The following is a 282-nucleotide window of genomic DNA, read 5'->3' on the forward strand; positions in this document are numbered from 1 at the left end:
CTTTTCAGGAGCGTCTCGGTGGTCGCTTCGGCGATCGGCAGGTCGTCGGTGATTTGACCTTCGAAGATCGTGTAGATGCGGTCGGAGATGCCGAGCAGCTCGGGCAGCTCCGAGGAGATGACGATGAAGCCCTTCCCCTGCGCGGCGAGCTGCTGGATGATGCCGTAGACCTCGAACTTGGCGCCGACGTCGATGCCGCGCGTCGGCTCATCCAGGATGAGCACGTCCGGTTCGGTGAACATCCACTTTGCTAGGACCACCTTCTGCTGGTTGCCGCCCGAG

The 282-nt window shown here is 62.4% G+C and carries 1 protein-coding gene; it reads right to left on the reverse strand.

All coding sequences use genetic code 11. From position 1 onward, the window contains the following. The coding region (locus tag ACPYOG_RS19425; RefSeq protein ID WP_481295769.1) for an ATP-binding cassette domain-containing protein at window positions 1-282 on the reverse strand (282 nt) is incomplete at both ends.

The organism is Leifsonia sp. HAY1-4F (assembly GCF_056755275.1).